Here is a 25,106-nt window from a genome sequence, read left to right as displayed (position 1 = left end):
CATGCTGAGCCGCCTCACACCTCTCGCGGCCGCGGCCCTGCTCGTCGGCTGTGCCGCGCCGGGCCTGTCGTCCAGCCCGGCCAACCTGGCACCGGCCCAGTTCGCGCAGCAGCCCGCCGTTCCCGCCGAGGCCAGCGGCACCGCCGCGACGATGACGCGTGCATTCGCCGACAGCGCGCAGCTGCAGCGTGTCGTCGACGACGTGCTGGCCAGCAACCGCGACCTGCGCGCCGCCGCCGCACGGCTGCGCCAGGCCGAGGCGCTGGCCGACGCCGCCGGTGCGCAGCGCCTGCCCAGCGTGGGCGTGGGCGCCAGCGCCAGCCGCCAGCGCGCCGCCAACGACCTGGGCCAGTTCAACAACTTCAATGCCTACGGCGTCAACGCCACGGCGCAGTGGGAGCTGGACCTGTGGGGCCGGCTGTCGGCCAACGCGCAGGCCGCCGGCTATGACGCCCAGGGCGCCGCGCTCGACCGCGACGCCGCCCAGCTCAGCCTGGCCGGCGCCGCGCTGAACCTGCAGGCCCAGCTCATCGGCCTGGGCCACCGCCTGGCGCTGGCCAAGGACACGCTGGTGGTGCAGAACCAGCTGCTGGACCTCGTGAAGGCCCGCGTCGGCGTCGGCCGTGGCACTGCGCTCGACCAGGCGCGCGCCGAAGCCCTCGTCGCGCAGACCTCGGCCAGCGTGCCCGCGCTGCGCAACGCCGCCTGCCTGACGCGGCTGCAGCTGGACACGCTGCGCGGCCAGCCGCCGGCCGACTGCGACAAGGCCGACACCGACCCGCTGCCCGCCATGCCCGAGCCGCGCCTCGTCAGCCTCGGCACGCTGCCCGACCCGGCCGGCCTGCTCGCCCAGCGGCCGGACGTGAAGGCCGCCGCCGTGCGCGCCCAGGCCGCCGCCGCCCGCGCGCAGGTGGCGTGGGCCGCGCGCTGGCCCACGCTGGGCCTGACCGGCCAGATCGGCTGGAGCGCTGCGCGTGCCGGCGACCTGTTCAAGAGCGCCACGCAGGTCCACAGCCTGGGCGCAGCGTTGAACTGGAACTTCCTGGACTTCGGCGCGCGCAAGGCCGAAGAAACCGCCGCGCGAGCGGGGTTCGATGCCGCGGTTGCCAGTGCCGAGCAGGCGCAACTCGTGGCCTTGCAGGATGCCCAGGGCAGCCTGTCGACCTTGCGCGAAACCGAGCTGCAGGCCGTGTCGCAGGCCGCCGCGGCCGAAGCCACCGCCCGCGCCCGCGAACTGGCCTTGAGGCGCTATGAAGCCGGCGTGGCCGACTTCTATTCACTGCTCACCGCAGAGCAGGACCGGCTCGCGGCGCAGGATGCGCTGATCCAGGTGCAGACCAACCGCGCCACCGCCCTGCTGGCCGTCCACAAGGCCTTCGCGGCCCGGTTGACGGCGCCCTGAGCGAGGGCGGGGCGGGCTGGCTCGGTCAGTGGAAGAAGAAGTAGATGACGACCAGCACCAGGGCCGGAACGCCGAGCAACCAGGCAACGATGTACTTGAACATGACAGGCCTCACTGAAGTTTGATCGAGGGAGTCATGGTCGCGCCGCCACGGCGGTGGCGCGGTCGGCGGTGACCGGCGGCCCGCGTCGGACAAGCCGCCAAGCGCGGGTCAGGAAGCTGCAACGATGCGCGCGGCCAGCAGTGTCAGGCTGCGCCGGTGCGCATCGGCCAGCGCATCCGCCTGCGCGGCGCAGTCCACCGTCAGCGCCGTGCTGCCCGCCGCCGGCAGGGCGGTGTTCGCCGGTGCGTGCAGCGGCGCCCAGCGCCAGCGCGCGCGCAGCGTCAGCTGCAGGCCCGCGCCAGCGCTGCGCGCCAGCCATTCGTCCACCTGCACCGTCAGCCGCAGCGACTCGATGCCGTTGGCCGGTGCCGTGCCGAGCGTGACCGGGTAGGGCTGGCGCAGCCGCGCCAGGTCTTCCGTCAGCACGCGCGGCAGCGCGTCGCGCAGCGGCTCGGCCCAGCGCGCCTCGGGCCACGGCCGCAGGCCGGCGCTGCGCTCGGCGACGAGGATCTCGTCACGGTCCAGCAGCTCGGGCATCGCCACCTGCGGGCTCAGCACCCACGCGCGGCCGTCCTGGCCGGGCCTGGCGTCGGGCGGCAGCGTGGGCGCGCCGGTGAGGCCGTACAGGCGGCGCGGCGGCGTGTCGCGCGTCGCGCAGCCCACGAGGGGCAAGGCCAGCGCCGCCAGCAGCAGGTGCAGGCCGTCGCGGCGGCGCAGGCGGGCAGGCGTGGCCAGGGCTGGGATCGTCGTCATCGTGCAGGCTCCCCGGTGGGGTTGGGATCGGGCTTGCGGCCGCGCAGCAGCGCGTCGGGCTGGGCGTCCAGCGAATTGGACAGCTGCCGCAGCGCACGCGCGGCCGACGACAGGTCGCGCATCGTGCGTTCGGTCTGCTGCAGCAGCGGGCCGTCGCTGTCGGCCGTCTCGCGCAGCGAGGCGCTGGCGCGGCGCAACTCGTCCAGCGCGCGCTGCAAGTCCTTCACGACGGCGCCGTTCGGGTCCAGCAGCTCGCTGGCGCGGTCGGCGCCGCGGCCCACGCTGGACGCCGCCTCCGACACGCGGCTGCCGGCGCGGTCCACGCTGGCCAGCGCGCGCATCGCGCTGTCACTCAGCGGCGCGGCGCGGCGGTCCAGCTGCTCGGCCAGCTTGCGGGCATGGGCGGCGGTCGCGGCAAAGTCCTTCAGCCCCTGCTTGAGTTCCGGCCCGGTGGCGAACGCATGCGCGGCGCCGGCGATCTGGCTCAGGTCGTCGAGGATCTTGCGCAGGTCGATGCCGTCGAGCTGGTTCTTCAGCGCCTGGAAGACGGTGGACGTGGTCGGGATCTCGGTGGCGTCTTCCTTGTAGCCGCCGTGCAATGCGCCGCTCTGCTTGGGGCGCAGGTCCAGGTCCACGTAGAGCTGGCCGGTCACCAGGCTCTGCGTGCCGAGCTGCGCGGTCAGCCCGCGCTCGATCAGCGTGGGCAGCGCGTGGCCGATGTCGCCATGGTTGCGGCGACCGTCCAGGTCGCGGATGGCGTCGGTGTCCAGGTCGGCGACGACCGGGATGGCATAGCCGTCGGTCTTGCGGTCGTAGTACACGCGGATCTCCGTCACGTCGCCCACGTGCACGCCGCGGAACACCACCGGCGCGCCCTTCTGCAGCCCGTAGACCGAGCCGGTGAAGAACATGACGACGCGCTGGGGCTTCTTGAACCAGTGGTTGCCCGGCAGCGCGATGAGCGCGATGGCCAGCACCGCGGCGGCGCCGACGACGAAGGCGCCGATCAGGAAAGGGCTGGCGCGGCGGCGCTTCATGCGGGTTCCTTTGGCTGTGGATGTTCGGTGTCGTGGCTCTGGTACTTGCCGCGGGTCAGGAACTCGCGCACCGGCGCCGGGCCGCTGTCGCGCAGTTCGTCGGGCGGGCCGAGCGCCGTGGCGGTGTGGGCCTGGACGTCCAGGAACAGCACGCGGTCGGCCACGGCGAACAGGCTGTCCAGCTCGTGCGTGACCAGCACGATGCCGGTGCCCAGGTCGCGCTTCAGGCGCACGATCAGGTCGTCCAGCCGCGCCGACGTCAGCGGGTCCAGGCCGGCGGACGGCTCGTCCAGGCACAGCAGCGGCGGGTCCAGCACCAGCGCGCGGGCGATGGCCGCGCGCTTGCGCATGCCGCCCGACAGCGCGGCGGGCTCGGCGTCGAAGGTGGCCGGATCGTTCAGCCCGGCCAGGGCCAGCTTGAAGCGTGCCAGCTGCTCGCGCCGGGGCGCGTCCAGCGCGGTGTACAGCTCCAGCGGCAGCATCACGTTCTCGCCCACGGTCATGCTGCTCCACAGCGCGCCGGCCTGGAAGGCCACGCCGATCTCGCGGTGCGGCGGGTCGTCGCCGTGCACGTCGCGGTTCGCGCCGCCGGCCGTCCACGTCACGTGGCCCGTCTGCGGCTTCTGCAGGCCGATCATGTGGCGCAGCAGCGTGCTCTTGCCGCAGCCGCTGGCGCCCACGATCGCCAGCACCTCGCCGGCCAGCACGTCGAACGTCAGGCCATGCTGCAGTTCGCGGCCGCCGGCATGCAGGCTCAGGTTCTCGACGCGCATCAGCACGTGCTTGTCGGTGCCCGGTGCTGCAGCCATCACCAGCCCAGGCGCTGGAAGATGACGGTCAGCGTCGACGCGGCGACCACCATCCAGACGATGGCCTGCACGACAGCCGCCGTCGTCGCCTCGCCCACGGCCTGCGCGCTGCGCCCGGCGTTCAGGCCTTGCCGGCAGCCGGCCATCGCCACGAGCATCGCGTACACGCTGCCCTTGAACAGGCCGATGGCCAGGTCGCCCATCTCCAGCGCCTCGCGCGTGGTCGACAGGTAGGCCGTCGCCGGCACGTCGTACAGCATCACGGCCACGCCCCATCCCACGCCCAGGCCGGCCACGCCGGCGCACAGGGTCAGCAGCGGCCCGGTGATGAGCAGCGCCAGCATGCGCGGCAGCACCAGGTGCTCGACCGGGTCCACGCCCAGCGTCGTCAGCGCGTCGATCTCCTCGCCCGCGCGCATGCTGCCGATCTGCGCTGCGAACGCCGCCCCCACGCGGCCGGCCAGCACGATGCCCACCACCAGCGCCGAGATCTCGCGCACCACGCCGATGGTCACCAGGTAGGCGATGAAGCTCTGCGCGCCGAAGCGCTTGAGTTGCTCCGCGCCCATGTACGCGACGATGAGCGCCACCAGCGAGCTGACCAGCAGCACGATGGGCAGGCTGCGCGGGCCGGTCTGCTCGATCTGCCACATCAGGTCGGACAGGCGCATGGCGCTGCGCCCGCGCACCAGCCGGCCCAGCGCGCCCAGCAGGTCGCCGACGAACACCAGCGTCTTGCGCCACTCCGGGTCCGGCCGCGCGTCGTCCGCGTCGGCGGCCGGCCGCTTCTGCGGCGCGCCGTCCGCGGGCGGCAGGCTCAGTTCCAGCAGCGGACGCAGGCCGCGCGGCAGGCCGGCCAGATCCAGGGCCACGCCGCCGCGCGCCAGCGGCGCGAGCGCCTGCCACAGCGCCGCCGCGAACGACGGCTGCCAGTGCGACACGGCCGCGCTGTCGAAGGTCACGCGCGTGCCCTGCGCCACCGTCAGCCCGGCGGGCGGGGGCGGCATCTGCGCGCCGGCTTCGTGCCAGTCCCCGGCCAGCACGAGGCGCCACTGGGCGCCTTCGCCCTCCCAGCGCGCGCTCGACCCCGTGCCGGCGTGGTCGCCGTCGGCAGGGGGAGTCAGTGCAGCGGGCAGGGCCTGGGACACGGGCAGGGCAGCAAAACGTCAGGATGGACAGATGCTCTGCGGCAACGGCGACTTCGCAGCCCGGACGCGGGCGGTGCGCGTTGTAGGACAGCACGCCGCGCCGTTCGCTGTCGGTGCCCGCCGACACCCCGAAGGCGGCCCGGACGATGCCGCGCGCTCGGGCCGTTGCGCACAGTCGGGGTCTAGCCACCCCAGGACGACCGCCATGACCCAGCACACCACGCCACGCGGTGCCGCCGTGCCCCAGGGGCCGGCGTTGCCGCACGAACGCGACCCGCAGACCGCCGACACCAACCCCAAGCCGGATGCGCAGGTGCGCCGCGCCGCGAAGGACTTGCAGCAAGGCCAGGTCGACACCGACCTGCGGGCCACCCCGGGCCTGGACGCGGACCGCCGCGGCGCCCTGGTGAAGGGCGGCGAGCACGGCGCCGGCGACGCCAAGCCGCGCGCCGGCCGCTGACGGGGCCAACGGCACGGCGCGCGGGGCGAGCCGCGTCCGCCGCGCGCGGCGGGCGGGCTAACCTCGCGGCATGTCCATCCTGCTGCGCCGCTGGCGCCTGCCCTACCTGGCGCTGCTGGCCGTCGTCGCCCTGCTGCTGAGCGCGTCGTCCCTGGAGGCCTACCGCCTGGGCGGCGGCACGCGGCCGTGGGAGCCGTTCCTGTGGGAGTTCAGCTCCGTGGCCGTCATCGGCGTGCTGGCGCTGGGCCTGCACGCCCTCGTCGGTGCGCTGCGTGGCCGGCCCTGGCCGCGCCAGCTCGCCGCGCACGCGCTGGCCCTGCCGGCCTTCAGCCTCGCCCACATCGGCGGCATGTTCGGCCTGCGCCTGCTCGTGTACGGCCTCGTCGGTGTCGGCTACCGGCCCGACGACCTGCCCACGCTGCTGGTGTTCGAGGGCGGCAAGGACGCGGTGACCTACATCAGCTTCTGCCTGATCTCGCGCGGCATCTGGATGGCGCGCGCCGCCGCGCAGGGCGCACAGGAGCTGGACCGCGCCCGCCGCGAACTGGCCGAGGCCCGCCTGGCGCGGCTGGCCGACCAGGTGCAGCCGCACTTCCTGTTCAACACGCTGAACCTGATCAGCTCGGTCATGTACGAGGACGTGGCGCGCGCCGACCGGCTGCTGTGCCGGCTGGCCGACCTGCTGCGCCAGACGCTGGCCGCCCAGCAGCGCGTTGAGCACACGGTGCACGAGGAGCTGGCGCTGGTGCAGCCCTTCCTCGAACTGATGCAGGCCCGCTTCGGGCCCGAGCGCCTGGTCGTGCAGATCGACGCCGACGCCGCGGCGCGTGAATGCCGGCTGCCGGCGCTGCTGCTGCTGGCCCCGGTGGAGAACGCCGTCAAGCACGATGTCGCGCGGCACCGCGGCCGTGTGACGGTGAGCGTGCGTGCCGAGCGGGTCGGTGATCGGCTGCGGCTCGTCGTCAGCAACCACGGTGACACGGCCGTGCCCGAGGCCGCGCCCGATCCCGACGGTGGCCTGGGCCTGCGCAACCTGCGCGAGCGGCTGCAAGGCCGCTACGGCGACGCAGCGACGCTGGCCTTCGGGCCGGACGGGGGCGGCATGACGCTGCGCGTGGAGCTGCCATGCGCGTGCTGATCGTCGACGACGAACCCGCCGCGCGCGCCAAGCTGCGCCGCCTGCTGGCCGCCGAGGCCGACGTGGCCGAACTGCTGGAAGCGCCCGACGCGCCCGCGGCGCTGGCGCTGGTGGCCACGCTGGCGGCGCCGCCGGACCTGGCGCTGCTGGACATCGAGATGCCCGGCGGCAGCGGCGTGCAGCTGGCCGCCGCGCTGCGCGAGGTGGGCGTGCGCTGCGTGGTGTTCTCCACCGCCCATGCCGAGCATGCGCTGCAGGCCTTCGAACTGGCCGCGCTGGACTACCTCCTCAAGCCCTACACGGCCGAGCGCCTGGCCGCCGCGCTCGGGCGCGTGCGCGAGCAGCTCGCGCGGCCGGCCGCGCCGGTGGGCCTGCACTGGGTGGAGGGCGAGCGCGTGGCGCTGGCCGACGTGCAATGGATCGGCGCCGCGGACAACTACGTTGAGCTCCACCTGCCGGCGCGCAGCCTGCTGGAGCGCGCCACGCTGGCCGACGCGCTCGCGCGCCCCGGCTGGGCGGCGCGCTTCCTGCGCGTGCACCGCAGCCATGCGGTCAACCCGGCGCACGTCGTGCGCATCGAGCGCCTGGGCAGTGGCGAGGCGCTGCTGACGCTGACCGGCGGCGAGAAGCTGCGCGTGTCGCGCGGCTACCGCGGCACGCTCGATCAACTGGCCCCCTGAGCCACGCGGTTCGCCCCGCCGTGCTCGCGCGCCGGGCCGCGGCCCGCGACGCTGGTGGCCATGACCGCACAACGCCTGCCTTTCCTCGACGGCCTGCGCGTCGCCGCCTTCGCGCTGCTGATCCCGTACCACGTGGGCATGTACTACGTGACCTGGGACTGGCACGTGAAGAGCCCGGCGGCCAGCAGCGCGCTGGAGCCCTTCATGCTGCTCACCGCGCCGTGGCGGCTGGGGCTGCTGTTCCTCATCGCCGGCGCGGCCTGCCAGGGGCTGGCCGCCAAGCGCGGCGCGCTCGGCGCGCTGAAGGACCGCTCGCTGCGCCTGCTGCTGCCGCTGCTGTTCGGCATGGCGGTCATCGTCACGCCGCAGGCCTACTTCGAGGTGCTGACCAAGGTGCCGGCGCAGTTGCCGGGCGACGGCGGCTACCTGGACTTCTGGCAGGCCTACCTGCACGGCGGCAAGTACTGCCGCGGCAACGACTGCATGACGGTACCCACATGGAACCACCTGTGGTTCCTGCCCTACCTGTGGCTGTACGCGGCGCTGGGCGTGCTGCTGTCGGCCGCGCTGCGCTTCAAGCCGCGCGCCGTGCACCTGCCGGTGTGGGCGTGGCTGCTGTTGCCGGCGGTGCCGCTGGTGCTGGCGCGAATCCTCGTGTTCCCGCATCACCCGAGCACGCACAACTTCGTGCATGACCTCTACAACCACCTGCAGTACGGCTGGCTGTTCGCGCTGGGCTGGCTGAGCCGCACGCCGCTGGCCGAGGCGCTGTGGCCCGCGGCGCTGAAGCTGCGCTGGGCCGCGCTCGCGGCGGCGCTGGCCGGCTGGGCGCTGCTGATCGCCTACTTCACGCATTACGCCGACACGCCGCCGCCCACGTCGGTACTGGTGGCGCAGCGCGTGCTGTGGGCCGGCATGAGCGGGTGGGCCATCGTCGCGGCCTGCGGCTGGGCGCAGCGCGCCTTCCCGCGCGAGTCGCCGCGGCTGCGCCAGGCCAGCGCGGCGGTGTTCTGCTTCTACATCCTGCACCAGAGCGTCATCGTGCTGCTGACCCAGGCGCTCAAGCCGCTGGCCCTGCCCTGGGGGCTGGAAGCCGTGCTGCTGGTCGCGCTGACCTTCGCGAGCTGCGGCATCGCCTACGTCGGCCTGCGGCGCGTGCCGGGCCTGGCGCTGCTGCTCGGCATCCAGCGCCGCTGAGGCGATGCGGGCACGTCGTTTGCCGGGGTGCCGCATCGACGGGGGGACTTCATGGATCAATCTCGCGGCCGGCTGCGTGCCGGGCTGTCGCGGACAGGGGTGGCGCTGCTGATGCTGGCGAGCGTGGCGTGCAGCTCGCTGCCCGAGCGCGATGCGCAGGTGCGGCCGCTGCCGCCGCGCCAGACGGCGGCACAGGTGACGATGCAGGGCCGCGATGGTCCCGTGAGCGCGGCCGCGCAGGCCCAGGCGCTGGCGCGCGTGAGCGACGAGGGCAACGGCGCGCTGTTCCAGCGCCACCTGGGCGTGCTGGCGGCCGATGGCGAGGCGCAGCTGTGGCGCGGCAACCAGGCGCGGCTGCTGGTGGACGGCCCGGCCACGTTCGCGGCGATGAAGGCCGCCATCAGCGCGGCGAAGCAGCGCCTGCTGGTGCAGTTCTACATCGTCGAGGGCGAAGGCGTGGCCGCCGAGGTCGGCGAGTTGCTGCTGAGCAAGGCGGCACAGGGCGTGCAGGTGGCGCTGATGTACGACAGCATCGGCTCGTTCGGCACCGACGCCGCGTTCTTCGACCGCCTGCGCGACGGCGGCGTGTCCGTGTGCGCCTTCAACCCGCTGAACCCGCTGGAGCGCCCCGGCCACTGGGGCGTGCTGGAACGCAGCCATCGCAAGATGCTGGCCGCCGACAGCGACGTGGCCTTCACCGGTGGCATCAACCTCAGCAACGTCTACGCCAAGGGGTCGTTCGGCAGCGGGCGCAGCAAGCGCGCCGCCCCCAGCGACGCCGCCGCCGACAAGGGCTGGCGCGACACGCAGGTGGAGCTGCGCGGCCCGGTCGTCGCCGCGTTGGTGACGCAGTTCCGCGAGTCCTGGGCGGAGCAGGGTTGCAGTGGCCAGCTGGCGCCTGACCCGGCGCCGCGTGTGAAAGAGCCCGGCCAACGTGTCGTGAAGCTGGTCGCCGGCAAGCCGGACAACGGCGTCAACCCGACCTACACCGCGCTGCTGCGTGCCATCGACGCCGCGCAGCGCAGCGTGCAGCTGACGATGGCCTACTTCGCCCCGGGGCCCGACCTGGTGCAGGCGCTGTGCGACGCGGCGCAGCGCGGCGTGCAGGTCGCGCTGGTGCTGCCGGGGCAGAGCGACGTGGCGCTGGTGCTGCATGCCGCGCGCTCGCGCTATGCGCAGATGCTGAAGGCCGGCGTGCAGATCCACGAGATGCCGCAGACGGTCATGCATGCCAAGACCGCGGTGATCGACGGGGTGTTCTCCAGCGTCGGTTCGAGCAACCTCGACTGGCGCAGCATCGTCGGCAACCAGGAGATGGACGTCATCGTGCTGGGCGACGACTTCGGCCAGGAGATGCAGGCGCTGTTCGCCCGCGACGTGGCCGCCTCGCAGCGCATCGACCCCGCGCAGTGGGACAGGCGCGGCCTGGGCCAGCGCATGCTCGAAGGCTTCGCGCGCCTGGTGGAGCCGCTGCTCTGAGGCGCGCCGGCACCTGTCCTACAGCGCGCACCTGCCGCCGCTGACGAGCGGCGGCCCGCCGGCCGGCCAGACTGACGGCACCGCAGCACCTGCTGCGCCGACCAGGAGACCGCCATGAGATCTGCAGGCAACCCCGGCACCAGCCGCTGGCACAAATACCTGCCGGCCTACGGCGCGCCGCCGCGCGCCGAGGAAACGACCACGGTGGTCGTCGAGCGCAGGCGCTCCAGCGTCGGCGCGTGGCTGCTGGCGCTCGGCCTGGGTGCGGTGATCGCCGTGGTGGCCGTCATGAGCCTGCAGGACCCGCGCAGCGTGGGCACGCAGCTCGACGACACCGTGGCGAACGTGCGTGCCGTGGGCAGCGAGGCCGGCCAGACGCTGGCCGAGTCGGGCACCGTGGTGGCCGATGCCTCGCAGGGCGCCGTCGCTGGCGTCAACACGGCCCTCAGCGATGCCGGCATCAGCGTGAAGGTCAAGGCCGCACTCGCCGTCGACCCGGCGCTGCGCGCCTCGCGCATCACCGTGGAAACGTCCAATGGCGTCGTGCGCCTGGAAGGCCCGGCCCCGGACGCCGCGGCCAAGGAGCGCGCCAGCGTGCTGGCCAGCGCGCCCCAGGGCGTGCGCGCCGTGGACAACCGCCTGGCGCTGCCGCAGGCCGGGCAGGTGGTGGCCGTCAACGAGGGCGCCGCTGTCAACCTGCCATCGGCCCAGGCGCCGGTGGCGAGTGCCGTGGCGGGCGGCGCCGTTCGCTGAAGTCCGCCGCTAGCGGCGCAGCGCCGAAATCTCGGCGCCGATCTGCCCCAGCGGCACCTGGCGCATCACCGCGCCACGCTTGACGGCCTCCTTGGGCATGCCGAAGACGACGCAGGAGGCCTCGTCCTGCGCCAGCGTGTGCGCGCCGGCCTGGCGCATCTCCAGCAGCCCCGCCGCGCCGTCGTCGCCCATGCCGGTCATGATGATGCCCAGCGCGTTCGCGCCGGCGCTGCGGGCCACCGAGCGGAAGAGCACGTCCACGGACGGCCGGTGGCGGTTGACGAGGGGCCCGTCCACGACATCGACGTGGTACTGCGCACCGCTGCGCTTGAGCAGCAGGTGCCGCCCGCCCGGCGCGATCAGCGCACGGCCGGGCATGACGCGGTCGCCGCTGGCCGCCTCCTTGACGGTGATCTCGGACAGGCTGTCCAGCCGCGCCGCGAAGGCCGCGGTGAACTTCTCCGGCATGTGCTGGACGATGACGATGCCCGGGCACACCCGGGGCAGCCCGGTCAGCACCTGTTCGAGCGCCTGCGTGCCGCCGGTGGACGTGCCGATCGCGACGATGCGCTCGGTGGTCTTGACCATCGCCGTCGGCGAGCCGGCGGGCAGGATGGCGTCGGCGTTGAGCTTCTGCGCCACCTGCTGCGGCCCGGCCGCGCGGGCGGCCAGGTGGCGCACGTTGGCACGCGCCGCGGCCCGCACGGCGGCCACCAGTTCATCGCCCGACTCGAGCAGGAAGTCCTTCAGGCCGATCTTGGGCTTGGTGACGATGGCCACGGCGCCTGCCGCCATCGCCTCGATGGTGGTGCGCGCGCCTTGCTCGGTGAGCGTGGAGCAGATGACGACGGGCGTCGGCCGCTCCTCCATGATCTGGCGCAGGAAGGTGATGCCGTCCATGCGCGGCATCTCCACGTCCAGCACGATGACGTCGGGCCAGCTCAGCCGCATGCGCTCGCGCGCGAGCAGCGGGTCGGCGCAGGCGGCAATGACCTCGATGCCCGGCGCGCGCTCGAGCAGGCCGCTCACGACCTGGCGCACGACGGCCGAGTCGTCGACGACGAGGGTTCGAATGGTTTTCATGAGGGAGTCGGTTGTGGCCCTTCGGGAGGGCGGGGAGCTTGCGCGGCGCGCAGCACGGGCAGGCGGGTCTGGTGGTCGCGCAGCCAGGCCGGCAGGTCATCGCCGGGGAGCGCGCGGCCGATCAGCCAGCCCTGGCAGATGTCGCAGCCGTAGCGGTGCAGCCAGGCCCAGTCCTCCAGCGTCTCGACGCCTTCGGCCACGGTGGTCAGCCCCAGCCGGGAGGCCATCTCGATGGACGACTGCAGCATGACGCGCAGTTGCGGGTTGGCATGCGCGCCGTTCACGAAGCTGCGGTCGATCTTCAGCTCGCTGAAGGGCGCGCGCGCGAGCTGCTGCATGGACGAGAAGCCGGTGCCGTAGTCGTCGATGGACAGGCCGTAGCCCGCCATGCGCAGCCGCGCGAGCGTGCCCAGGGACAGGCCTTCGCAGCTGATCAGCGCGCTCTCGGTGACCTCCAGCACCAGCTGCTCGGGGCGCAGCCCGGCCTCGCGCATGAGGGCGCCGATCTCGCCGACGAGGCTGCTGGAGTCGAGCAGCTTGGGCGACAGGTTGACCGCGACCGACAGCGTCAGCCCGCGGGCCTGCCACTGCGCCACGCGGGCCGTGGCCTGCCTGAGGATGGACAGCGTCAGCGCGTGGATCAGGCCCTCGGCCTCCGCCACCGGGATGAAGCGGTCCGGTGCCACCGGGCCGTCGATGTCGTCGGTCCAGCGGGCCAGCGCCTCGACGCCGCGGATCAGGCCGCTGCGCACGTCGATCTTGGGCTGGAAGTGGGGCTGGATGGCGCCGCGCTCGATGGCCAGCGCCAGCCGCGACGGCGCCACGCTGGCGAGCGGGTGCCGGCCCGGCGCGCCGCGGGGGGCGGGCGCCTGCAGGCAGCCGGCCAGCGCGGTGCTGAGCACCTCCAGCGTCAGCGGCTTGCGCGCCGCGCGCGACACCGGCAGGCCGTGCGCGCGCGCCATCTCCAGCACCGCGGTGACCAGGGTGGACTCGCGTGTGGATGCGACGACGACCGGGATCTTCAGCGCGCGCGCCTGCAAGTGCTGGATCAGCTCCACGCCGTCCATGACCGGCATGTGCAGGTCGATGACCATGGCGTCGGGCATCTCATGCAGCGTGTCCAGCAGCGCCAGCGCCTCGGCACCGTTGGATGCCTGGTGCACGCAGGCCACGCCCAGCACGTCCAGCAGGGCGGCCAGGTGGGCGCGCTGCACCCCGCTGTCCTCGACGATCAGCACCGCGTTGACGCGGCCTCGCAGACTCCCTTTCATGCTTCCTCCAGTGGTGCGGGCCGGGTTGTCGTCCCCCGGCTTGCCCGCGTGGCATCGAGTTCGGTCTGGCGGGCCCAGACGTCGCCGGATGCGATGTCGAAGACGATGACCCGGTGCCCGTAGCCGTACAGGCAGCTGGACACCAGCTCGATGCCGAGTTCGCCCAGCAGCATCAGCGCCGCGTGGCCGTTGCGCTGGCCGACCTGGTGCGGCATCTGGCGCGCCCAGTCCGGGAACATGTGCGCGCCGCCGAAGACCTTGGCCTCGCAGTCGCGCGGCGTGATGCCCAGGCGCTCCAGGTCCTGCAGCATCAGCATCAGCGCCTCGGTGCCGTAGCGCGCATCCAGCGACGGCCGGCGGCGGCCCGGCGCGGGGTCGGGCCGGTCGGCCAGCAGGAAATGCGACATCGCGCCCACCCGCGAAGCCGGATGCCACAGCGTGATCGAGACGCAGGACCCGAGCAGCGTGCGCACACGGTGGCGCGCGTCGCCGACGAAATGCTCGCCCGGCGCCAGGTGGACGAGGCGGCGTTTCACGGCCGGCCCCCGGGCTTGCGGTAGACCGAGGGCGCCACGGCCACGACCTCGTCGTTGATGCCGTTGAGGTTCTCCGAATGGCCGATCAGCAGGTGCCCGCCGGGCTTGAGCACGCTGAGCACCCGCGACACCACCTGGCGCTTGGTGTCGCCGTTGAAATAGATCATCACGTTGCGCAGGAAGATCAGGTCGTAGCTGCCGGCCTTGGGCAGCGACTCCATCAGGTTCAGGTGGCAGAACTGCACGCGGTCGCGCAACGGCCGCTGGATCAGCAGCGAGCCGTCGTGGTCGCCGAAGCCGCGCAGGCAGTAGCGGCGCAGGTAGTCCGCCGGCACATGCCGGGTGCGCTCCAGCGGGTAGTGGCCGGTGCGCGCGCGCTTGAGCACGCGGGTGCTGATGTCCGACCCCATGACCTCCCAGCCCTGCGCGCCGATGACGTCGTCCAGCACCATGGCGATGCTGTAGACCTCTTCGCCGCTGGAGCAGGCCGCGCTCCACACGCGCAGCGGCCGGCGCGCCTCGGCGGCCTGCGCGGCGAACTTGCGCAGCAGCTCGAAGTGCTTGGGCTCGCGGAAGAAGTAGGTTTCGTTGGTGGTCAGCAGGTCCACGGCGACCTGCATCTCGCCGGGCACCTTGCCGCCCAGGATCAGGTCCAGGTAGGCCGCGAAGCTCTCGCAGCCGTGGGCAGCCAGGCGCTTGGACAGGCGCCCGCTGACGAGGGCCTTCTTGGAGGCCGACAGCGTGATGCCGGCGGTCTCGTAGATGAAGTCGCGGAATCGCGTGAACTCGGCGTCGGAAATCGTCACCATCATGGCGGGCCGTGCTCAGGCGGCATCCTGCAGCGCTTCCTGGGCGGGGTGGGCCAGCGCTGACAGTTCATCCAGCGACAGCGCACGCGACACCTCCAGCAGCACGACGAACTTGCCGCGCAGCTTGCCGATGCCGGCGATGAACTCGCGCCGGATCGAGGCCCCGAAGCTGGGGGCGTCCTCGATGTCTTCGGGCGGGATGTCGACGACCTCGCTGACGGCGTCCACCATGACGCCCAGCACCGGGCTGTCCGAGCCGTCCGCCACTTCGACGATGACGATGCAGCTGCGCCGCCCGGCCAGGCTGGCCGGCTTGCCGAAGCGCATCGCCAGGTCGACGACGGGCACCACCGCGCCGCGCAGGTTGATCACGCCGCGCACGCTGCGCGGCATCATCGGCACCTCCGTCAGGCCGCGGAACTGGATGATCTCCTTGATCGACAGGATGCCGATCGCGAACGTCTCGCCGGCCAGGTTGAACGTCAGGTACTGGGACGGCAGCCCGGCGGGCGCGCTGAGGGACAGGCTCATGGCACCTCCTCAGAAGCGCGCGAACTGGGACTCGTCGATGCCCAGGTCGTCGTCGTCGGCCGTCGTGGCCAAGGCCGCATTGCGGGTGAGCTTGGCGCGGCGCGGCGCGGCGGGCCTGCCGGCGGCGCGGGCCGCGCCATGGCTGGCACGTGCCGGGGCCTTGCCGCCCTGCGACATGCCCAGCTTGAAGAAGCTCATGGCCTGCTGCAGCTGCTCGGCCTGAGAACTCATCTCCTCGGCCGTCGCGGCCAGCTCCTCGGAGCTGCTGGCGTTCTGCTGCGTGGTCTGGCTCAACTGGCTCACGGCCGCGTTGATCTGGCCGACGCCCGAGGACTGCTCCTCGCTGGCGGCCGTGATCTCCTGCACCAGGTCCGAGGTCTTGCGGATGCTGGGCACCATCTCGTCGAGCAGGCGGCCGGCGCGCTCGGCCAGCTCCACGCTGCTGGAGGCCACCTCGCCGATCTCCTGCGCCGCGACCTGGCTGCGCTCCGCGAGCTTGCGCACCTCGGCCGCCACGACCGCGAAGCCCTTGCCATGCTCGCCGGCACGGGCGGCCTCGATGGCCGCGTTCAGCGCCAGCAGGTTGGTCTGGTAGGCGATGTCGTCGATGATGTTGATCTTGCTGGCGATCTGCTTCATCGCGGCGACGGTCGACTTGACCGCCTCGCCCCCTTCGTTGGCCTGGCTGGACGCCTGCGACGCCATGCCGTCGGTGACCTTGGCGTTCTCGGTGTTCTGCGCGATCGACGCGGTCATCTGCTCCAGCGACGCGCTGGTCTCCTCCACGCCTGCGGCCTGCTCGCTGGCCGCCTGGGCCAGCGACTGCGCCGTGGCGCTGACCTCCTCGGAGGCGCCGGCCAGCGCTTCGGCGCCGGCGTTCACTTCGGCCACCACCTGGGTCAGGCGCTGCGTCATGTGCTGCATCGCGTTCAGCAGCTGGCCGACCTCGTCGCGCGAGGTGCTCTCGATGACGACCGTCATGTCGCCCTCGGCGAGCCGGTTGGCCACTTCGACGGCCCGGCCGATGGGCCGGCTGACGCTGCGGCTGATGAACCAGCCCAGCGCGGCGCCCAGCACCACGCCGCCGATGAGGATGAGGATCAGCAGCTGGCGGCTCTCGGCGTAGAGCCGGTCGCTCTCGTCGTTGGCCTTGCTGGCGCGCTCTTCCTTCTGTTTGGTCAGCTCCGACAGCATGTCGTCCATCGCATTGGCCTTCTCGCGCACGCTGGCCAGGCCCTGGCTGAGGGCCTCGTCGCGCTCCTGCAGCTTCTGCGCCGCCGCCAGCGTCAGCACGCGCTGCATCTCGGCCAGGTAGTTTTCCCACTGGCGGTCGAAGCTCGCGAAGATCTCCTTGGCGCGGTCGCTGACGAACAGCGGCCGGGCCTTGGCCATGTAGTCCTTGACCGCGGCGCTGGACTTCTGGATCGCGGCCAGGTGGCGGGCGCGTTCGTCCTGCGACGTCGACAGCAGGTAGTTGGCGCGGGCACGGCCGATGTAGATCAGCTCGATGTTGGCTTCCTTGATCGTCGACAGCCCGATCAGCTCGCGTTCGTACATGTTGGTCGCGAGGTCGTTGATCTGGCCCGCGTTGCGCAGCCCGATCATGCCGACGACGATGCTGATGGAGGCCACCAGCAGGAAGCCTGCGATCAGACGCACGCCGATCTTGAGGTTAGAGAACATGTGTAGCTCCTGGGAGATGTGGGTGCCGCCTCAGGCGACGACGGAATCGGTGGGGATGGGACGCCGGCAGGCCTGCTGGACCAGGGCCGGGACGTCGAGGATGAGGACGACGTCCCCGTTGCCGCGGATGCTGGAACCGCTGATGCCCTTGGCCTGGGAGAAGACGCGGGACAGCGGCTTGATGACGGTCTGGGCCTCGCCGAGCAGCGTGTCGACGACCAGGCCCAGCCGGTCGCGGCCCTGGCGCAGCACGACGATGTTCTGCCGCGCCGCGGCGGGGCCGTCGATCTCGAACAGCTGGCGCAGCTGGATCAGCGGCAGCACCTGGCCGCGCAGTTCGATCCAGTCGGCACCGGCGCCGCGGTACTCGATGCACTCCTCGACGGCCTCCAGCGGCACGACGAAGACGGTGCGGCCGACCTCGACCTGGAAGCCGTCGATGATGGCCAGCGTCAGCGGCAGGCGCACGGTGACGGTGGTGCCCGCGCCGGGCCGGCTCGCCACGGACACGTCGCCGCGCAGCTCGGCGATGTTGCGCTTGACGACATCCATGCCGACGCCGCGGCCCGACAGGTTGGTGATCTGCTCGGCGGTGGAGAAGCCGGGCTCGAAGATCAGGCCGAAGACCTCGCTGTCCGACAGCGTGCGCCCGGGCTCGACCAGGCCGCGTTCGACGGCCTTGGCGAGGATGCGCTCGCGGTCCAGGCCGCCGCCGTCGTCTGCCACCTCGATGACCACGCTGCCGGCATCGTGGTACGCGTTCAGGCGGATGCTGCCGAGTGCCGGCTTGCCGCGCGCGGCGCGCACCTCGGCCACCTCGATGCCATGGTCCATCGCGTTGCGCACCAGGTGCGTGAGCGGGTCGCCGATGCGCTCCACGACGGTCTTGTCCAGCTCGGTGTCCTCGCCGCTGATGACGAGGTCGATCTGCTTGCCGATCTCGCGCGACACGTCGTGCACGACGCGCTGGAAGCGCGCGAAGGTGGCGCCGATCTTGACCATGCGCAGCTGCAGCGCGCTGTCGCGCACGGCCTGCACGAGCGCACCCAGCGTGGAATGGGCCTCGTGCAGCTCGGCATCGGCCGTGCGCCGCGATGCCAGGCTGGCACTGGCCTGGGCGATGATGAGTTCGCCGATGAGGTCGATGAGGCCGTCGAGCTTGTCGGCGTCGACGCGGACGGACTGCCGGTCGCGCGCCGGCACGTCGCGCGCCTTGCGCTGCTGGTTCAGCGCGGCCTCGACGACCGCCGGCTGGATGCCGCCCTGCTCCACCAGCAGGTCGCCCAGCCGGCGCGGCGCCACATCAGTGGCGCGGCTGCGGTCCTGGGCCTGCAGCGCCTGGCGGATCTCGTGATGGGTCACGCTGCCGCAGCCCGCCAGGATCTCGCCGAGCCGGAACGGCTCCTCCGGCAGCGCGCGGATCAGGTTCACGTACTCGTCGATGCGCGACGCGGGCGGCAGGATGCGCAGCTCGCAGTCGTCCAGCACGAACTCGAAGACGTTCTCGATGGCCGCCTTGTCGACCGACGTTTCCAGCGCGATCTCGAAGCCCAGGTAGCAGCACTCGGGGTCCATCTCCGCGGCGGCGGGCAGCCGGTCCGGCAGCGTGATGAGGCGCACGATGCGGCCCAGCGTGCCGAGGTAGCGGATGAAGGACATCGGGTCCATGCCGTTGCGCAGCACGCTGGGCCCGAAGCGCACGGACAGGTGCCAGCAGCCCGGCCCGGCCGGCACCGCGGCGCCCGGCAGTGCCACGGCGCCGGCCTGTGCGGCCTCCAGGCCCAGCCGCGTGCGCAGCGCCTGCAGCAGCGGCTCGCCCTCGTCCTGCAGCCCGGGCTGCGGGTCGGTGCGGCCGGACGCGATCGCGTCCACCAGCGCCCGCATGTGGTCGGCGCAGCTCAGCAGCAGCGCGATCAGCGCCTCGTCCAGGGCGAGCCGGTCGGCGCGGATTTCATCGAGAGCGCTCTCCGCGACGTGGGTGAAGGCCACCACGTGGTCCAGGCCGAACAGGCCGGCCGAGCCCTTGATGGTGTGGGCGGCGCGGAAGATCGCGTTGACCGACTCGCTGCGTTCGTCCGGGCTGGCGTGGCCGACGGACAGCAGGGCGGCTTCCATGTCGTCGAGCAGCTCATGGCTCTCGGCGATGAAGGTCTGCAATGCCTGCTCGATGTTCATGACGGGGCTCCGGGTTGAGGCTCGGCCTCCAGGCGCGGGCTGAGCCACAGCAGTTCGAGCGCATCGCGCACGGCCGCGCTCGGGCTCAGCAGCCGCAGCGCCACGCCGCGGGCCTGCGCCTCGCGCTGCGCCAGCAGCAGCAGCTGCAGGCCGGCGGTGTCGATCTCTTCGACCGCGGACAGGTCGATGCAGGGCGCGGCGCGCTGCCGGACCTCGTCCACGATCAGCGGCTTGAGTTCCAGGGCCCGGTAGATCGTCAGCTCGCCGACGATGCTCAGCGGCGGCGTGCCGCTCATGGCAGCACCAGCTTCTGCACGACGACCAGCATCTGCTCGGGCCGGAAGGGCTTGACGACCCAGGCCTTGGCACCGGCCGCCTGGCCTTCGGCCTTCTTGGACTCCTGCGACTCCGTCGTCAGCATGACGACGGGCGTGAAGCGGTAGGCGGGGCGCTGCTTGACGGCCTTGACGAAGCTGATGCCGTCCATGTTCGGCATGTTCACGTCGCTGATCATCAGGTGGACCTTCTGGCCCGTGAGCTTGTTCAGCGCGTCCTGCCCGTCGCAGGCCTCGATGACGTCGTACCCGGCGCCCCGCAGGGCAATGCCGACGACCTGCCGCAGGGATGCGGAGTCATCGACGACAAGGATGGTCTTGGCCATGTCGTTCCTCAGAAGAAGGTGATTTCGCTCTCGGACGGACGGTCCGCCTGCGCCTTGCCGCCGACGGCGCCCGCGGGCGCCGGGGAGGGGTGGCGCTCTTCGGCCATCGCGTAGCTGCGCTCGAGTTCGTCGACCATCGCGGTGGCGCTGACCGGTGCCAGCTGGCCATGCGTCTCGTAGTCGTCGCTCGTGGCGGCCATCTGCCCGGGCAGCTGCTCGATGCTCTGCTGCACGTGCGTCAGGATCTGGTTGACGCGGTCCTGGAACTGCAGCTGCACCAGCGCCTCGGACACCTCGCCATGGATGCCCGTGCTCTCCTGCTGCAGCTGGCGGGTGGATGCCGCCATGGCGTCGGTCAGGCCGCGCAGCTCGTCGAGCACGGCGGCGATGGCGGTGCGCGACTGCTGGGTCGCCGCCTGGTCGTCGTGACGCGACGCCTCGGAGGCGGATTGCGTCGCGGCGATGCCTTCGGTGACGCGGGACACGGTCGCCGCGATGCGCGCGCCGGTGTCGCCCGACAGCGCCGACAGCTTGCGCACCTCCTGCGCCAGCACGGCGAAGCCGCGGCCCGAGTCGCCGGCGTGCGCTGCCTCGATGGCGGCGTTGATGGCCAGCAGGTTGGTCTGCGCGGCGATCTGCGCGACCTGGGCGGCCATGCCCTGCAGCTCGGCGGCCAGCGTGGTCAGCTCACCGATCTGCGCCGCGAGCGCCGCCTTGCCCTGCATGGCGTCCTCGATGGCCTCGACGAGGCGGACGAGCCGCTGCTCGCATTGCGCGAACACGGCCGGGAGGGTGCCGCCACTGCCGCCGCCGGCCGCGGGCCGCAGGCTGGACTCGCTGATCGACAGCGTCTGCCCGAGCTTGTCGACGATGCCGCCGAAGCGCAGGCTGAGCTCGGTGATGGCCGCCTCCATCTGGCTGCGCGACATCGCGATCTGGCGCGACCAGACGGGTGCGAGCGTCGCGCTGAACTCGCGGTGGCTGTCGACGTAGCGCTTGATCTCGGCCTGCCGCTCGCGCAGGGCGACCAGCCAGGCCCGCAGCAGCCACAGGCCGCCGGCCAGCAGCACGGCGGCCAGCGCGAAGGTGGCGGGCCGGGGCAGCGCCGGCACGGCGCAGACCGCCGCGGTGGCCAGCGCGGTGCCGGCCAGCAGGCCGAGCGCCGCGTGCCGCTCGGCGGGTGCCGCGCGCCGCAGGGCGGCGCTGAGAGAGGTCGGTGTCGTCATCGGGACCGGTGGGCAGTCAGGCGGTTCATCGGGCAGCTCGCGGCGCCGGCACGGGTGCCGTGCCGGTGCGCGAGGAGCAGGGGGTCATGCGTGCCAGGGGGCCGGCACGGACCGCGCAGGCCTCACGCGGGCCGCGCATCGCGCGGCGTCGCTTTGGCGGGCGGGAAAGTACGGGCTTGCCATGGATGAGCACATGCCAATCAGGCTATCCAGGGGGGCGTTAACGCCGTATCAAAATTGCAGGCCACCGCCTGCACGAGGCGCCCCGTGCGCGACGTGGTTCACGTTCTGCAGCGTGCAGCGCGCCGGATGAACGCAAACTGTGTGGTTCCGCTGACAGCCGCGGCCGGGCGGTGCGGTGCGCCGTGGCGCCCGCGGCAGGCGCGTCAGGGGTCGACGACGAGCCGGTAGCCCAGGCCGGGCTCGGTCAGCAGGTAGCGCGGCTGGGTCGCATCGGCCTCCAGCTTCTGGCGCAGCTGGCGCATGTAGATGCGCAGGTAGTGGCCGTGCTCGAGCTGGCCGGGGCCCCAGACCTCGCGCAGCAGCGCTTGCGAGGTGACGACGCGGTTGGCCGACCTGGCCAGCACCGTCAGCAGCCGCCATTGCGTCGCGGTCAGCCGGACCGGCACGTCGCCTCGCATCACCGTCATGCTTTCCAGGTCCACCCGCACCTCGCCGATCTGCAGGTGCTGCCGCCCGGTGTCGGTGCGTGCCGCGCGGCGCAGGGCGACCCGCAGCCGCGCGTGCAGCTCCGGCACGCTGAAGGGCTTGACGAGGTAGTCGTCGGCGCCCATGTCCAGCGCCGAGACCTTGTCGTTCTCGCTGGCGCGTGCGGACAGCACGAGGATGGGGCGCTGCGTGGCCGCGCGCAGGCGGCGGATCAGTTGCTGGCCGTCCAGGTCGGGCAGGCCGAGGTCGACCAGGTAGAGGTCGATGCGCCGTGTCATGGCGATGGCCAGGCCTTCGCCCGCGGAGCCGGCCTCGTGCACCGCGAAGCCCTCGGCGGCCAGCGTCGTGACGAGCAGCTCACGGATGCGCTGCTCGTCCTCGATGACCAGCACGGTATGCCGATAGCCAGACGTCATGGCCACGCCCTCAAGGCGGGCATGGCGTGGCCGGCCAGATGACGTGGGCGTGCCAGCCGGCGCAGGGCCGGCGTCTGAGGCTTGTCTCCCGCCATGACGTCCCGTTTTCTGTGAATTTGCGCAATGCTGAAAGCCGAAGCGACATGCCATGTCCGCCGACGGCGGAGATGACAAGCGAACGAAGCCGGCGCACACGCCGCGCCGGAGGGGGCCGTCCCATACCGGGCACCCAACCGCCGCTCGAGAGGCTGCCAGACCGGGTCCCGGTCTTGCTTGTTCCTCGTCAATCAGCACGGACATGGCGGCTCATGCCGCCTGCCCGGCAGGTCGCCCGCGGTACGCGAACCCTCTCAGGGGCCCGGCGAACGGCAATATCACACCATAGCGCCAGTTGCGTAAAGTGAGCGTAAAAACTCTAGTCGTCTACAACTAGACGGTATCCGACGCCAGTTTCAGTTAACAGCCGTGTCGGCGGGTTGGCGTCAGGTTCCAGCTTGCGCCGCAGCTGGTGGACATACACGCGCAAGTAATGGGCATGGTCCGACTGGTTGGGCCCCCAGACCTCGTGCAGCAGCTGGCGTGTCGTCACGACACGGTTGGCGTGCTTGGCCAGCAGGGCAAGCAGCCGCCACTGCGTGCCGGTCAGGCGCACGAGCTCGCCGCTGCGAGTCACGGTCTTGCCGTCCAGGTCGATGGCGACGGGGCCCAGGCGCAGCGAGGTCCGGCCGGCATGCGAGGTCTGCGCGGCATGCCGCAGCGCCACCCGCAGCCGGGCGTGCAGCTCGGCCACGCCGAAGGGCTTGATCAGGTAGTCGTCGGCGCCGCCATCCAGCGCGTCGACCTTCTCGCTTTCCTGCGTGCGTCCGGACAGCACGAGGATGGGCCGCTGGGTCCAGCCGCGCAGGCGCCGGATCAGCTCCAGCCCGTCGCCATCGGGCAGGCCGAGGTCGATGAGGAACACGTCGATGCGGCGATTGCCCGCCAGCGTCTCGCCCTGGGCCGCGCAGTCCGCCTCGTGGACCTGGTAGCCGCCCGCAGTCAGTGCGCTGACCAGCATGTGCCGGATCTGCGGGTCGTCCTCGACCACCAGGGCCGTGCAGGGCTCGCGGCTCAAAGCGTGCTGTCGTCGGTGACGGGTGCGCAGGCCGGCTGGGGCAGCCACAGCGCGACCTGGGCGCCGCCCTGGTTGCTCAGCTCCAGCTCGCCGGCGTGCAGCCTGGCAATGGCCGCGCAGATGGCCAGGCCCAGCCCGGTGCCGTGGCCGGCCTGCCGCGAGCCGCGCATGAACTTCTTCATCATGTCCTGCTCCCGGCCGGGCGGGAAACCCGGTCCGTCGTCCTGCACGACCACCCGGGCCGCGGCCTCCCCGGCTTCGAAGCGGACGCGGATCTGCGATCCCGCGGGCGCATGTCGGGCGGCGTTCTCCAGCACGTTGTTGAGCAGTTGTTCCATCAGTCGCGGGTCGCACCACAGCAGCGCGTCCGGGTCGCATGTGGTGCTCACCCGGTGCTCGCCGAGCGTAGCCCCCTGGGCGGCCAGCGAAGCGGCGAAAAGCTCGTCCACCGGGCACCATTCCGGGTTCAGCCGCACGGCGCCGCCCTCGATGCGCGTCAGGTCCAGCAGGTTGCTCATCAGCGAATGCACGCGGCGCGCCTCGCTGAGCACGCCGCGCAACAGCCGCTCGCGCAGCGTCGGCGGGAGCGCATCGTGCTGCTCCAGCAGGCTGCTGACGGAGCCGACGATGGTCGTCATCGGGCTGCGGAAGTCATGCGAGATCGCGGCCAGCAGCGTGTTGCGCACGCGCTCGCTCTCGGCTTCCAGCGCGGAGCGGGCACTCAGCGCTTCCAGCCGCAGGCGCTGCAGCACGACGGCCACCTTGTCGGCGAACGCGCGCAGCAGCTCGGCGTCCCGCGCCTCCTCGCACAGCGGCGCGTCCAGCTTGACCACCAGCACGCCCAGCGGCGGGCCGCTGCCCGGCAACGCCAGGTGCAGCAGCACGGGGCAGGAGCCGACCGTGATGTGCTGCCCCGTGGCCAGCACGCGCGCGGCGGTGTCTCGGTCGGCGAACTGCGGCTGTGGCGCGTCGACCGCCTGCAGCCGGCCATCGGGCCCGGGCAGCAGCAGCTCGGCCGCCCCCTCCAGGCTGCCATCGACGGCAGACCGCAGCGCGGCCTGCACGTGCTCCACGGTCGAGGCGCGCACCAGGTCGTAGGACAGGTCGTTGCGCGCCTGCGCGCGCCGCGCGCGGGCCTCCAGCTCCAGCGTCTGCATGCGGACGTTGGAGGCCAGCCGGCTGATCAGGCAGCCCACGGCCAGCATCACGCCGAAGGTGAAGTAGTACTGCGGCCCCAGCTTGATGAGGGTCCAGTAGGGCGGCAGGAAGATCAGGTCGTACAGCACCACGCTGCCCAGCACGAAGGCGACGGCCTGGCGCATGCCGGCGCGAAAGCCCACCAGGGTCGTGCCGGCCATGTAGATCATGAGGGTGTTGGCAGGCTCGAAATAGCCCTTCATCAGCTCGCCGGCCAGCGTGCAGGCCAGCAGGATCTGCAGCGTGGGCCACCAGGCGTCCAGCCAGTCGGCGCGCAGCGCATTCGGCCAGCGCAGGTGCCGGTGGCGGGGGGCCGCGGGCACGAGCTGGACGCGCACATGGGGAAGGCTGTCCGCGCAGCGAGCGGCGAGCCGCGCGGACGGCGTGCCGGCGCCGAAGAGGCCGTCCGGCTGCCGCTGCAGCATCAGCACGGGCCGTTGCGCCGCGCTCAGCCAGGGCCGCAGTGCGTCGAGCATGGTGGTGGGCGTGGCCTGTGCGAGCGGCATGCAGTGCGCTTCTGCGCCGCTCTTGCGTGCCGCTGCCAGCACCTCGGCATGGGCCTGGGCGTCTGCGGTGCCTCGGCTCAACACCAGCAACGTGCATTTCGCGTCCAGCGCCTGCGCCTTCGCCAGCGCCCGTTCGGCCAGGTCCACGGCTTGCTGTCCGGGCAAGACGCAGGCAATGACTTGGCGGTGAGTGGACATGAAGCGCGAAGGCAAGTGGATGGGGGAATCGCTCCCGATGTTGTGATCCTCGCGAGCGCGTTGGCGTGTAGC

The 25,106-nt window shown here is 72.3% G+C and carries 24 protein-coding genes; 7 read left to right on the top strand and 17 right to left on the bottom strand.

Annotated elements, in window-relative coordinates; genetic code table 11:
- Position 1 precedes the first annotated feature (1 nt).
- A complete protein-coding gene (locus ACO07H_RS02095) occupies positions 2–1,402 on the top strand; it encodes a TolC family protein (RefSeq protein WP_422010616.1) in 1,401 nt (466 codons plus the stop codon).
- A 211-nt stretch (positions 1,403–1,613) separates the two neighbouring features.
- On the opposite strand, the gene ACO07H_RS02090 is transcribed toward ACO07H_RS02095, so the two are convergent.
- From ACO07H_RS02090 to ACO07H_RS02075, 4 genes are read right to left on the bottom strand one after another with little or no spacing between them, the layout of a single operon-like run.
- Entirely contained in the window at positions 1,614–2,258 is a 645-nt protein-coding gene (locus ACO07H_RS02090) for a PqiC family protein (protein WP_422010614.1), read from the bottom strand.
- On the bottom strand, positions 2,255–3,295 hold the full coding sequence (locus tag ACO07H_RS02085) for an MlaD family protein (protein ID WP_422010612.1): 1,041 nt from the start codon (positions 3,293–3,295) through the stop codon (positions 2,255–2,257). The genes ACO07H_RS02090 and ACO07H_RS02085 overlap by 4 nt, the downstream gene beginning before the upstream one ends.
- The gene (locus tag ACO07H_RS02080; RefSeq protein ID WP_422010610.1) at positions 3,292–4,104 is read right to left on the bottom strand and encodes an ABC transporter ATP-binding protein; all 813 of its coding nucleotides are present in this window, start codon (positions 4,102–4,104) and stop codon (positions 3,292–3,294) included. Before ACO07H_RS02080 ends, ACO07H_RS02085 begins: the two co-directional genes overlap by 4 nt.
- Positions 4,104–5,252 (bottom strand): MlaE family ABC transporter permease, encoded by a 1,149-nt coding sequence (locus tag ACO07H_RS02075; RefSeq protein WP_422010608.1) that lies wholly within the window; start codon positions 5,250–5,252, stop codon positions 4,104–4,106. The genes ACO07H_RS02080 and ACO07H_RS02075 overlap by 1 nt, the downstream gene beginning before the upstream one ends.
- 205 nt (positions 5,253–5,457) lie before the next feature.
- Between ACO07H_RS02075 and ACO07H_RS02070 the strand changes: the two genes are divergently transcribed.
- The 6 genes from ACO07H_RS02070 to ACO07H_RS02045 all read left to right on the top strand — a co-directional run bounded on the left by ACO07H_RS02070 (position 5,458) and on the right by ACO07H_RS02045 (position 10,959).
- Positions 5,458–5,712: a hypothetical protein gene (locus tag ACO07H_RS02070; protein WP_422010606.1), complete on the top strand. Its 255-nt coding sequence runs from the start codon at positions 5,458–5,460 to the stop codon at positions 5,710–5,712.
- Between the two features lie 70 nt (positions 5,713–5,782).
- Positions 5,783–6,850: a sensor histidine kinase gene (locus ACO07H_RS02065; protein ID WP_422010604.1), complete on the top strand. Its 1,068-nt coding sequence runs from the start codon at positions 5,783–5,785 to the stop codon at positions 6,848–6,850.
- Positions 6,838–7,530, top strand: a complete 693-nt coding sequence (locus ACO07H_RS02060; protein WP_422010602.1) for a LytR/AlgR family response regulator transcription factor — start codon at positions 6,838–6,840, stop codon at positions 7,528–7,530. Before ACO07H_RS02065 ends, ACO07H_RS02060 begins: the two co-directional genes overlap by 13 nt.
- A gap of 60 nt (positions 7,531–7,590) precedes the next feature.
- Positions 7,591–8,727, top strand: coding sequence for an acyltransferase family protein (locus tag ACO07H_RS02055; protein WP_422010600.1), 1,137 nt, complete (start codon positions 7,591–7,593; stop codon positions 8,725–8,727).
- A gap of 51 nt (positions 8,728–8,778) precedes the next feature.
- Entirely contained in the window at positions 8,779–10,206 is a 1,428-nt protein-coding gene (locus tag ACO07H_RS02050) for a phospholipase D-like domain-containing protein (RefSeq protein WP_422010598.1), read from the top strand.
- A gap of 114 nt (positions 10,207–10,320) precedes the next feature.
- Positions 10,321–10,959: a BON domain-containing protein gene (locus ACO07H_RS02045; RefSeq protein WP_422010596.1), complete on the top strand. Its 639-nt coding sequence runs from the start codon at positions 10,321–10,323 to the stop codon at positions 10,957–10,959.
- 9 nt (positions 10,960–10,968) lie between these two features.
- Here ACO07H_RS02045 and ACO07H_RS02040 read toward each other — a convergent pair whose 3' ends face one another.
- The 13 genes from ACO07H_RS02040 to ACO07H_RS01980 form a co-directional block, all read right to left on the bottom strand.
- A complete protein-coding gene (locus ACO07H_RS02040; RefSeq protein WP_422010594.1) occupies positions 10,969–12,042 on the bottom strand; it encodes a protein-glutamate methylesterase/protein-glutamine glutaminase in 1,074 nt (357 codons plus the stop codon).
- Positions 12,039–13,313, bottom strand: a complete 1,275-nt coding sequence (locus tag ACO07H_RS02035; protein WP_422010592.1) for an EAL domain-containing response regulator — start codon at positions 13,311–13,313, stop codon at positions 12,039–12,041. Before ACO07H_RS02035 ends, ACO07H_RS02040 begins: the two co-directional genes overlap by 4 nt.
- On the bottom strand, positions 13,310–13,849 hold the full coding sequence (locus ACO07H_RS02030; protein WP_422010590.1) for a chemotaxis protein CheD: 540 nt from the start codon (positions 13,847–13,849) through the stop codon (positions 13,310–13,312). The genes ACO07H_RS02035 and ACO07H_RS02030 overlap by 4 nt, the downstream gene beginning before the upstream one ends.
- Positions 13,846–14,658, bottom strand: a complete 813-nt coding sequence (locus ACO07H_RS02025; protein WP_422011643.1) for a CheR family methyltransferase — start codon at positions 14,656–14,658, stop codon at positions 13,846–13,848. Before ACO07H_RS02025 ends, ACO07H_RS02030 begins: the two co-directional genes overlap by 4 nt.
- A 15-nt stretch (positions 14,659–14,673) precedes the next feature.
- The gene (locus ACO07H_RS02020; RefSeq protein WP_422010588.1) at positions 14,674–15,189 is read right to left on the bottom strand and encodes a chemotaxis protein CheW; all 516 of its coding nucleotides are present in this window, start codon (positions 15,187–15,189) and stop codon (positions 14,674–14,676) included.
- A gap of 9 nt (positions 15,190–15,198) precedes the next feature.
- The gene (locus ACO07H_RS02015; RefSeq protein WP_422010586.1) at positions 15,199–16,872 is read right to left on the bottom strand and encodes a methyl-accepting chemotaxis protein; all 1,674 of its coding nucleotides are present in this window, start codon (positions 16,870–16,872) and stop codon (positions 15,199–15,201) included.
- 30 nt (positions 16,873–16,902) lie between these two features.
- Positions 16,903–19,047: a chemotaxis protein CheW gene (locus tag ACO07H_RS02010; RefSeq protein ID WP_422010584.1), complete on the bottom strand. Its 2,145-nt coding sequence runs from the start codon at positions 19,045–19,047 to the stop codon at positions 16,903–16,905.
- Complete coding sequence (locus tag ACO07H_RS02005; RefSeq protein ID WP_422010582.1) at positions 19,044–19,343, bottom strand: STAS domain-containing protein; 300 nt, start codon at positions 19,341–19,343, stop codon at positions 19,044–19,046. The genes ACO07H_RS02010 and ACO07H_RS02005 overlap by 4 nt, the downstream gene beginning before the upstream one ends.
- Positions 19,340–19,708 (bottom strand): response regulator, encoded by a 369-nt coding sequence (locus ACO07H_RS02000; protein WP_422010580.1) that lies wholly within the window; start codon positions 19,706–19,708, stop codon positions 19,340–19,342. The genes ACO07H_RS02005 and ACO07H_RS02000 overlap by 4 nt, the downstream gene beginning before the upstream one ends.
- A gap of 8 nt (positions 19,709–19,716) precedes the next feature.
- Entirely contained in the window at positions 19,717–20,934 is a 1,218-nt protein-coding gene (locus ACO07H_RS01995) for a methyl-accepting chemotaxis protein (RefSeq protein ID WP_422010578.1), read from the bottom strand.
- A 386-nt stretch (positions 20,935–21,320) separates the two neighbouring features.
- Positions 21,321–22,019: a response regulator gene (locus ACO07H_RS01990; protein ID WP_422010576.1), complete on the bottom strand. Its 699-nt coding sequence runs from the start codon at positions 22,017–22,019 to the stop codon at positions 21,321–21,323.
- A 415-nt stretch (positions 22,020–22,434) separates the two neighbouring features.
- Positions 22,435–23,133 (bottom strand): response regulator, encoded by a 699-nt coding sequence (locus ACO07H_RS01985; RefSeq protein WP_422010574.1) that lies wholly within the window; start codon positions 23,131–23,133, stop codon positions 22,435–22,437.
- On the bottom strand, positions 23,130–25,001 hold the full coding sequence (locus ACO07H_RS01980) for an ATP-binding protein (protein WP_422010572.1): 1,872 nt from the start codon (positions 24,999–25,001) through the stop codon (positions 23,130–23,132). Before ACO07H_RS01980 ends, ACO07H_RS01985 begins: the two co-directional genes overlap by 4 nt.
- Between the last annotated feature and the right edge of the window lie 105 nt (positions 25,002–25,106).

It is taken from the genome of Roseateles sp., from assembly GCF_965229315.1.
GTDB lineage: Bacteria > Pseudomonadota > Gammaproteobacteria > Burkholderiales > Burkholderiaceae_C > Pelomonas.
The sequence above is the reverse complement of the archived record's forward strand: the minus strand, read 5'-3'. Positions and strand labels throughout refer to the sequence as shown.

Coding starts and splice junctions, on each gene's coding strand:
- ACO07H_RS02095 (WP_422010616.1), top strand. CDS start 2: ATGCTGAGCCGCCTCACACCTCTCGCGGCCGCGGCCCTGCTCGTCGGC.
- ACO07H_RS02090 (WP_422010614.1), bottom strand. CDS start 2,258: ATGACGACGATCCCAGCCCTGGCCACGCCTGCCCGCCTGCGCCGCCGC.
- ACO07H_RS02085 (WP_422010612.1), bottom strand. CDS start 3,295: ATGAAGCGCCGCCGCGCCAGCCCTTTCCTGATCGGCGCCTTCGTCGTC.
- ACO07H_RS02080 (WP_422010610.1), bottom strand. CDS start 4,104: ATGGCTGCAGCACCGGGCACCGACAAGCACGTGCTGATGCGCGTCGAG.
- ACO07H_RS02070 (WP_422010606.1), top strand. CDS start 5,458: ATGACCCAGCACACCACGCCACGCGGTGCCGCCGTGCCCCAGGGGCCG.
- ACO07H_RS02065 (WP_422010604.1), top strand. CDS start 5,783: ATGTCCATCCTGCTGCGCCGCTGGCGCCTGCCCTACCTGGCGCTGCTG.
- ACO07H_RS02060 (WP_422010602.1), top strand. CDS start 6,838: ATGCGCGTGCTGATCGTCGACGACGAACCCGCCGCGCGCGCCAAGCTG.
- ACO07H_RS02055 (WP_422010600.1), top strand. CDS start 7,591: ATGACCGCACAACGCCTGCCTTTCCTCGACGGCCTGCGCGTCGCCGCC.
- ACO07H_RS02050 (WP_422010598.1), top strand. CDS start 8,779: ATGGATCAATCTCGCGGCCGGCTGCGTGCCGGGCTGTCGCGGACAGGG.
- ACO07H_RS02045 (WP_422010596.1), top strand. CDS start 10,321: ATGAGATCTGCAGGCAACCCCGGCACCAGCCGCTGGCACAAATACCTG.
- ACO07H_RS02040 (WP_422010594.1), bottom strand. CDS start 12,042: ATGAAAACCATTCGAACCCTCGTCGTCGACGACTCGGCCGTCGTGCGC.
- ACO07H_RS02035 (WP_422010592.1), bottom strand. CDS start 13,313: ATGAAAGGGAGTCTGCGAGGCCGCGTCAACGCGGTGCTGATCGTCGAG.
- ACO07H_RS02025 (WP_422011643.1), bottom strand. CDS start 14,658: ATGGTGACGATTTCCGACGCCGAGTTCACGCGATTCCGCGACTTCATC.
- ACO07H_RS02020 (WP_422010588.1), bottom strand. CDS start 15,189: ATGAGCCTGTCCCTCAGCGCGCCCGCCGGGCTGCCGTCCCAGTACCTG.
- ACO07H_RS02015 (WP_422010586.1), bottom strand. CDS start 16,872: ATGTTCTCTAACCTCAAGATCGGCGTGCGTCTGATCGCAGGCTTCCTG.
- ACO07H_RS02010 (WP_422010584.1), bottom strand. CDS start 19,047: ATGAACATCGAGCAGGCATTGCAGACCTTCATCGCCGAGAGCCATGAG.
- ACO07H_RS02005 (WP_422010582.1), bottom strand. CDS start 19,343: ATGAGCGGCACGCCGCCGCTGAGCATCGTCGGCGAGCTGACGATCTAC.
- ACO07H_RS02000 (WP_422010580.1), bottom strand. CDS start 19,708: ATGGCCAAGACCATCCTTGTCGTCGATGACTCCGCATCCCTGCGGCAG.
- ACO07H_RS01995 (WP_422010578.1), bottom strand. CDS start 20,934: ATGACGACACCGACCTCTCTCAGCGCCGCCCTGCGGCGCGCGGCACCC.
- ACO07H_RS01990 (WP_422010576.1), bottom strand. CDS start 22,019: ATGACGTCTGGCTATCGGCATACCGTGCTGGTCATCGAGGACGAGCAG.